We start from the raw sequence: 7,306 nt of genomic DNA on the forward strand, positions 1-7,306 counted from the left end.
GCAAGGTTGAGCCATGCCGGTTGTCCGTATCGAATCGATGGACCACGAAGGTCGCGGCGTCGCGCACTTCGAAGGCAAGGTGATCTTCGTGGATGGTGCGCTGACGGGCGAGCAGATCGATTTTTCACCCTATGTCCGCAAGCCGTCGTACGAACTGGCGCAGATCAGCCGCATCCTGAAGCACAGCCCGCAGCGCGTGCAGCCGCGCTGCCGTTACTTCGGCACCTGCGGCGGCTGCAGCATGCAGCACCTCGACGTGGTCGCGCAGGCGTCGGTCAAGCAGCGCGTGCTGGAAGACGCGCTGTGGCATGTCGGCCGCGTGAAGCCGGAGACGGTGTTCACGCCGCTGATCGGGCCCGGCTGGGGGTACCGTTACAGGGCACGCCTGTCGGTGCGTCACGTGTCGCGCAAGGGCGGCGTGCTGGTGGGCTTCCGGGAACGCAAGTCGAGCCATGTGACGAACATGTCGTCGTGCGAGGTGCTGCCGCCACACATGTCGGCACTGCTTTTGCCGCTGCGCGGACTGATAAACGGCTTTTCGATCTGCGACCGAGTGCCGCAGGTCGAGGTGGCGATCGGCGGCGAGGGCGCGCAGCAGATGACCGTGCTGGTGTTTCGCGTGCTCGCGCCGTTGTCGGCGCAGGACGAAACCGCGTTGCGTGCGTTTGCCGACACGCAGCGGGTATCCATCTATGTGCAGCCGGGCGGCCCTGACACGCTGGCGCCGTTCTGGCCGCTGCCGATGCCTGAACTCGCCTATGAGCTGCCGGATTTCGGCGTTCGACTGGCCTTTGCGCCGTCGGAATTCACCCAGGTGAATCACGGCATCAACCGCTCGCTGCTGCGTCGCGCCATGTCGATGCTGGCGCCGCAGCCGGGCGAACGCATCGCCGACATGTTCTGCGGTCTGGGCAACTTTTCGCTGCCGATTGCGGCGCTTGGCGCTGACGTGGTCGGTATCGAGGGCGCCGAAGCGCTGGTGCAGCGCGCCGCGCGCAACGCCGAAGCGAACGGTCTGGCGTCACGCGCGAGCTTTCGCGTCGCCAACCTGTTCAAGGCGACACCCGAGAGCCTCGCTGCGCTCGGCCACTTCGACAAGATGCTGATCGATCCGCCGCGCGAAGGCGCCTTCGATCTGGTCAAGGCGCTGCCCCGGGCAGATGCCGCCGGGGCGGTGCAGCGCATCGTGTACGTGTCGTGCAGTCCGGCCACGCTGGCGCGCGACCTGGCCGTGCTGATCAACGACAAGGGTTATCGATTCCGTGGCGCCGGCATTGCCAACATGTTTCCGCAGACTTCGCACGTCGAATCGATCGCGCTGATCGAGCGCTGATCCGGTCGCGTGCGACGGCAGAAACGAAAAAGGCGGCCGCAGCCGCCTTTTTCATTCCGTACAGCCCGGGTCAGTCGCGCTGGCCGGTCAGCGCCATCAGCAGGTGCAGCAGGCTGACGAACATGTTGTACAGGTTCAGATACACCGACAGCGATGCCGACACGTAGTTGGTTTCGCCGCCGCGCACGATGCGCTGCACGTCGTACAGCATCCAGGCCGCCGAGATCATCACGATACCGCCCGAGATCGCCAGCGACAGCACCGGCATCTTCAGGAAGATGTTGGCGACGATGGCGAGCAGCAGAACGATCATGCCGACCATCAGGAAGCTGCCCATGTTCGAGAAGTCGCGCTTCGTCGTGCTGGCGATCGACGCCAGTGTGAAGAAGGTGACGGCCGTGCCGCCGGCCGCCATCGCGATCAGCGATCCACCGTTCGAAAAGCCCAGCGCGACCTGCAGGATGCGGCTCAACATCAGACCCATGAAGAAGGTGAAGCCGAGCAGCAGGGCGACGCCCAGCCCGCTGTTCTTGTTCTTCTCGATGGCCCACATGAAGCCCCAGGCGATGCCCATGAACAATGCGAACGCGATGAACGGGCTGCCCGCCATGAACGAAAAGTTCATCTGGATGCCCACGACGGCGCCGAGCAGTGTCGGAACCATCGACGCGGCCAGCATCATGTAGGTGTTGCGCAGTACGCGGTTCTGTCCTGCACTTGCGGTGCCGGCAGTCTGGATGGTCTGGAATTGCGGTTGCATGGCGTGACCCCGAAGGATGATTAACACACTAAAGACTATCGCACAGGTCGTTAAGTTTCAACGCATTGGACGCGTGTTAGTATCCGGCCCCGAATGAAAACGTGGTGTTGCGGCCTCTGACACCGTGATGTTCATCGCGAGCAGTAAAGCGGAAGCTTGGCAGAGTGGTCGATTGCACCGGTCTTGAAAACCGGCATACCGCAAGGTATCCAGGGTTCGAATCCCTGAGCTTCCGCCAGCGTCGGGCAGACGCCGCCTGAGAGATGCTGTGCCGTTAAGCATAAATTGTCCGTTTGGACAGGTTATGCTTTATTTTCCGATAGGACACATTATGCTTTATCGGGAATGTGTGGTAGGCGTCCTCGGCTAGGACTCCCCAAAACGGGGACGAAAAAAAACCGGCCTGATTGGCCGGTTTTGCTTGAGCGCTGATGTTCAGTGATTCGCTACGGATGATCGTGAGCGGAATCACCTGATCGGTGCATCGCAAGATGAGCTTGCACATCCCTCAGAATCTGCAGGACATTGGTGATCGAGCAGAAGATCGGGGCCGGCACCCGAGCAATGACTTCCCTTAGATTGACCGCCTTCCCCTCCGCCCATATGTCGATGCATGCCTGCTCCAGATAAGGCCAGGCGACGACAACCTTTTCGTCCTGGCACTGGCGGATGTACTTCTTCCAGCGCGCCCCAATTTGTCGCGTGTGCAAATTGCAACGCAGATACAGCTGCCGGGGCTCCACCGCTACTCGACTGGCCGCGTCCCGGACGGAAATTGGCGTGGGCAGCGAGAGGAATTGCTTCAGCTGCCGATCAATCTCCGCCCAGTCCAGATCACGTGCGACGGCGCGCGCCCGGGGTGAGGGGCGAGAGAGTGTCAGCACCAATTGTTCTTCAGGTTCAGGACGCCGCCACTCGGCAAGGTTTCCGGTCAGCAGTTGAGTCAGACTCGCACCGGTTTGCGCCGCGATCTTCAGACTGGCATCGATTGTCGGTGTGCCATCGCCCTTTAGCCAGTAATTGATCGTACTTTTGGCCACCCCGATACGCCGCGCAAATGACGCACTTTGCCCGTTATCCATTTCCGCGATCAGCAGTGTGATGGAGTCGACAAGGCTCTCCCGTGTCGGGGTTGACGACAATTGGCCGTGCTGCGCGACCAGATCGCCGATCTGACGTGCCCTCCAACGCGCGGCCGGATCAACGGGTGTCGCCATCGTGTCGGCGTCTCCCAGGAATCCGCCGCAGTGCGCGCACCAACCAGGGACCACATATGGCGCCGTGTGGCGAATCTTGTGTTTTCCGCAGTGTGGACACTGCGTCGTCAAAGCGATGCCGTGAGTCGAACAGACCGTTACCGCGGTCGGCTCCCAGGTAAGGCGAAAGTACGGCTCACGTCCGTCGGCAAGGTCATCTGCCAGGCACGCCGGACAGAACTGCCCGCAGTTTGCGATCGCCAGCCCATTCTGTGCGATCACCTGTCGCCAAGGAGCGAATGTGAGCTGGTCCAGTCCTTCAACGGCAGTCAGTGCCGATAGTGCGGACGACCAGGTTACGGCGGAATCCCCGATGCCGGCAATTCGCCGCTGATGCCATTCGAAGTTGGGTATCACGTCATGCTCGAACCGTTGTGCGATCGTGCGGGAAAGCACGAGCGTGGAGACCGAGTGCGAAACTGCCAGCCGGCAGAAGTAGCTGGACAGACTTTCAACCTGGCCCGTCCCGGACGCGATCGGCTGAAGGGCATGCAGTTCAGAGCGCGGGTTGTTCGCGATCGAGTTCATGCCACCTCCCGCGCGCTGCCTGCGCCGCCTTTGCGGCTCTTCGTGAGGCGCAGCGCCCGCGTCATGCTCGGATCGATTGCCGCCTCGCCGGCAAGGATTTCTTCGAGAATCCGGCTCCGCTGAGCTTCGTTCAGGAGTGCACGCTCCAGCGCCCCGTCCGTCCAACCCCCCTCTGCTCGAGCGAATCGCTCAGCGCGGGCGAGCACGCCGCTCAACGTTCCGATGCAGCCAAGCGTGTTTTCGTGCAGCGCGGCGCTGTGTTGAAACAGTCGGTCACCCCAGAGATCCAGGCGGCTGTCCTGGAATTTCTGCAGGCAGCGCCCGAATGCCCACACGTCTTCGGGGCGGTCCTGCATGTAGCGTTCGAAATGAACAACGTGAATGCGTCGCGCGAGCTGGCCGGATAGCGCCACCAGCGGGTACAGATCGTAAGAGCCGACCATGACTATTTGGGCACTGCTCTTGTTCGCAAGTGATTTAAGCGTGTCGAGCTGGATCTGCAGACGATTCGGACGTGTCTGCTGAATGATGTGGACAGCTTCATCAATTGCCAGAAAGCGGGTTTCCCGCTCCTTCAAGCAACGCTCGACGGCGGTTCGCAACCCTGCGAGGCCGTTGAGGCTCATCCCGCGCGGTTTCATCATCCGTCCAGTGGCTGGGTCGATGCCGTAAGCAACTCTCGGAGCACTGAGGTCTTCGCCTAACTGGGCCAGGACTTGCATGTAAAACATGCGCCAAGAGAAATCGTCTTCGCCCGACGTCGGGGCTTCGACATAGGCTGCGGGAATCAGCCCGGCATTCGCCGTCATCTCAGCTACCGCGTCAGCCATCGCCTGCTCGACCATATATTTGGCGAGCGTGCTTTTGCCCACACCTGTTGGTCCTACAACAAGCAAGATGCTGCTCTGACTACCAGGGTGAATCAGGGTGTTTAGTTCATCTAGAACCCTTTCGATCCTCGGGTGCTTGAGACGGAGCTCATGCCAAGGTTGTGGGGGGGTGGATACCGGCGTCAGCGCCGGTGCAGTGATCGGGTGTGTCATGGGTTAGCCTTAAAATGTGTCAAAGTCGGGAAAGATTTCCGTTGCTGGCGTTTCGCTCAGCGGATCGGACGAAAGTGCCGTTGCAGATGGCCTGTTGTCTGCCGCAGATTCGGCAGGTCTCGATGTTTCCTTGGAAAGGCGGCGTTCCTTCAACGGGACAACTGGACTGATACTTGCCAGCTGCAAGCCGTTGTAGAGCGTCTTGTTTTCTGACTGACGGTCCATTTCGATCGCCAGTGCGCCGTCGGGCGTGAAGGTCTGCACGAATTCGCGCAGGCGCTGCGCGGACTTCTCATCTGAAATCGGGTGGCCGCTGCGGTGCGTGTACTCTTCCGTAAGCGCCCTGCGCTCAAGCTCGGTGAGTTGACCAAGCCCGATCAACTTGCGACAGACTGCGTGCACCCATCGATCGTTGATGCGGACATACACGGATGACGCATCCCAAGGGTCATAGCGGACCGGCACGGATTTGCCCTGAAGTCGGGGATCCTGAAATTCCGGCGCCCAGTGAAATTGGCTGTTCACCTTGACGCCGTTCTGACTGTGAATCTGTCGCTGCCCGGTTCGATCTGCCGGCGGGCAGGTTGCGATGAGGAAATCCCGGTTAAGCAGGATTTGCCGCTGCGGGCGCGCGCCGCTTTCCCGCAGACCGCGGTTGAAGGCGTCCCGCGGGGTGTCATCGATTGCCGCGTGATACTCGGCGTCGTAGTACTCCATCGCCCAGTGCTGAATGCCGGCGTACATCGCTTCGAGCGTCCACTCAGCAAAGTTCACTGGCAGATGTTTGCCGGTGGTCATCCGCACGTTCTTTGTAGCTTTGGTGTTGCCGGCGAGGTTGTGGATGTACTCGGTATGGGCACGCCCGAAGAGCCGCTCAAGAACAGCGCCGTGGCGCGGCTGTCCGGCAGGGCGGAAGCGCAGATGGGTGCCCAGCGCGATCAGAAAGCTCTCAAAAGCTTCCGACATGAAATCTTTGCCGTTGTCGACAACGATGAATTCAGGCAAGCGTCCGAAACGACCGACCAAGTCTCGCATCACCATCATGACCGAGTGGTACGAGGGCGGATCGAAGGTCAAATAGAAGGCAACGATCCGGCGCGACCACGCGTCAATAGCGAGCGAGAGCCACGGGCGTCCGAGCGGCTTGCCGGTCCGGCTCGGAATCAGCTCGATATCGATCTGGGTATGATCGATATGCACGTACTGGAGCGGCCGGCTGCCATGCGGTGGCGTGTCCGCATAGAGCACGTCCACGTACGTGTCCTGTTGATAAGCCATCCGTTTGCCGTGACGGATGCGCACGTCATGGTTCGTTTCCTGGGTCCTGATGAACGAAATGAGCGTCGGGTAGGAAGGAGGGCGGACACCTGCGTCCGCGCAAGCAACCACTAGCAGCCGGTGACAGTGCTTGTAGTTCTTCGCTTCATGGCTACGCCAGTGCTTATTGATGTTCTCGTCGATCAGGGCCAACTGCTCATCGCTCAGGCGTGCTGTTCGGTTACCGCGCTTATTGGTATGCGGGACGAGCGCGAGGACTTCATTGCCACCGCTGGCCAGAACTGCTTGCTGTCTGCGCTCCCACCGGCGCAATGTGCGATCGGTTACGGTCGCTGCTGAAGGACCTGCGTCGAGTATGGCTTGGCGGCCAATGGCTTCCCTAAGCTCAGATTCACCGACTCGGTTCCAGTCCAGGCAGTTCGTGTCGGGCGGCTTAAGCGCGGTGATCTGTCCCGACTGGTGTGCATCCTTGAGCCATTGCTGATTCAACGTGATCGTGGAGCCGTCCTGCCGGGAGCAAATGACTTCTTTCTCACCGATCAGAAGCATTGTCAGTTCCTGGCGCCCGTATATGAACTGCGCGCCTTCGGCGATATCGAGTGCAAAGGCAGCCAGACCCGGAACGGTCCCTACCCGGGATTCACCCGCCATGAAATCCCGCAGCGTGGTGTCCCGGTAAAGACGGCACCTGCGGATGTCGGACAGTGATTCCCGGTCCAGGTCGGCAACGGCCTGGTTATCTGCGATGGCCTTGTTGAGCGTGTCCGCAGAGAAGCCAAACGGCACGCCGCACAGCTCGGCGATGTAAAGGGCTCCGTGCTCCTTCAACGCCAGATTCAAACGCGTGAGTTCGTGCGCCGGCACCGGCTCGGTTGCCGGGTGAAAGTAGTCAGCCAGATGCAAGAGGTTTTCTACACGGCGGCGGGGGACGGATGCGTCCGTGTAGAGCCGGTAGCGAATGCCGAGCCGGGCGAGCTGCTCTTCGATCTGAAGCGAACACCAGTTGTGAATCGCCCCGGGTTTTGCGGAGGCTCCAACTCTTGAGAAGATGGAGCCATGAACAAGTCAAAGAAGTTCTCCCCTGAAGTACGTGAGCGCGCGGTTCGCC

General features: G+C 60.7%; 5 protein-coding genes and 1 tRNA gene. 2 read left to right on the top strand and 4 right to left on the bottom strand.

What is annotated here, in order from left to right:
• The first annotated feature begins 13 nt into the window (after positions 1–13).
• Complete coding sequence (gene rlmD, locus NMQ14_RS17855; RefSeq protein ID WP_257079910.1) at positions 14–1,333, top strand: 23S rRNA (uracil(1939)-C(5))-methyltransferase RlmD; 1,320 nt, start codon at positions 14–16, stop codon at positions 1,331–1,333.
• A gap of 70 nt (positions 1,334–1,403) precedes the next feature.
• Here the strand turns inward: rlmD and NMQ14_RS17860 are convergent, their stop codons facing one another.
• Positions 1,404–2,093, bottom strand: a complete 690-nt coding sequence (locus tag NMQ14_RS17860) for a Bax inhibitor-1/YccA family protein (RefSeq protein ID WP_069039848.1) — start codon at positions 2,091–2,093, stop codon at positions 1,404–1,406.
• 150 nt (positions 2,094–2,243) lie between these two features.
• On the opposite strand from NMQ14_RS17860, the gene NMQ14_RS17865 reads away from it, so the two are divergent.
• Positions 2,244–2,331, top strand: a tRNA-Ser gene (locus tag NMQ14_RS17865).
• 208 nt (positions 2,332–2,539) lie between these two features.
• Here the strand turns inward: NMQ14_RS17865 and NMQ14_RS17870 are convergent.
• The 3 genes from NMQ14_RS17870 to NMQ14_RS17880 are packed head-to-tail and all read right to left on the bottom strand — an operon-like array spanning position 2,540 to position 7,101.
• The gene (locus tag NMQ14_RS17870) at positions 2,540–3,877 is read right to left on the bottom strand and encodes a TniQ family protein (RefSeq protein WP_257098225.1); all 1,338 of its coding nucleotides are present in this window, start codon (positions 3,875–3,877) and stop codon (positions 2,540–2,542) included.
• Positions 3,874–4,920, bottom strand: a complete 1,047-nt coding sequence (locus NMQ14_RS17875; RefSeq protein ID WP_257098226.1) for a TniB family NTP-binding protein — start codon at positions 4,918–4,920, stop codon at positions 3,874–3,876. Before NMQ14_RS17875 ends, NMQ14_RS17870 begins: the two co-directional genes overlap by 4 nt.
• A gap of 9 nt (positions 4,921–4,929) precedes the next feature.
• Positions 4,930–7,101 carry a transposase family protein gene (locus NMQ14_RS17880; protein WP_257098227.1) on the bottom strand — a complete coding sequence of 724 codons (2,172 nt, stop codon included), beginning with the start codon at positions 7,099–7,101 and terminating at the stop codon, positions 4,930–4,932.
• Positions 7,102–7,306 lie beyond the last annotated feature (205 nt).

The organism is Methyloversatilis sp. XJ19-13 (genome assembly GCF_024580155.1).
In the GTDB taxonomy this organism is placed as follows: domain Bacteria; phylum Pseudomonadota; class Gammaproteobacteria; order Burkholderiales; family Rhodocyclaceae; genus Methyloversatilis.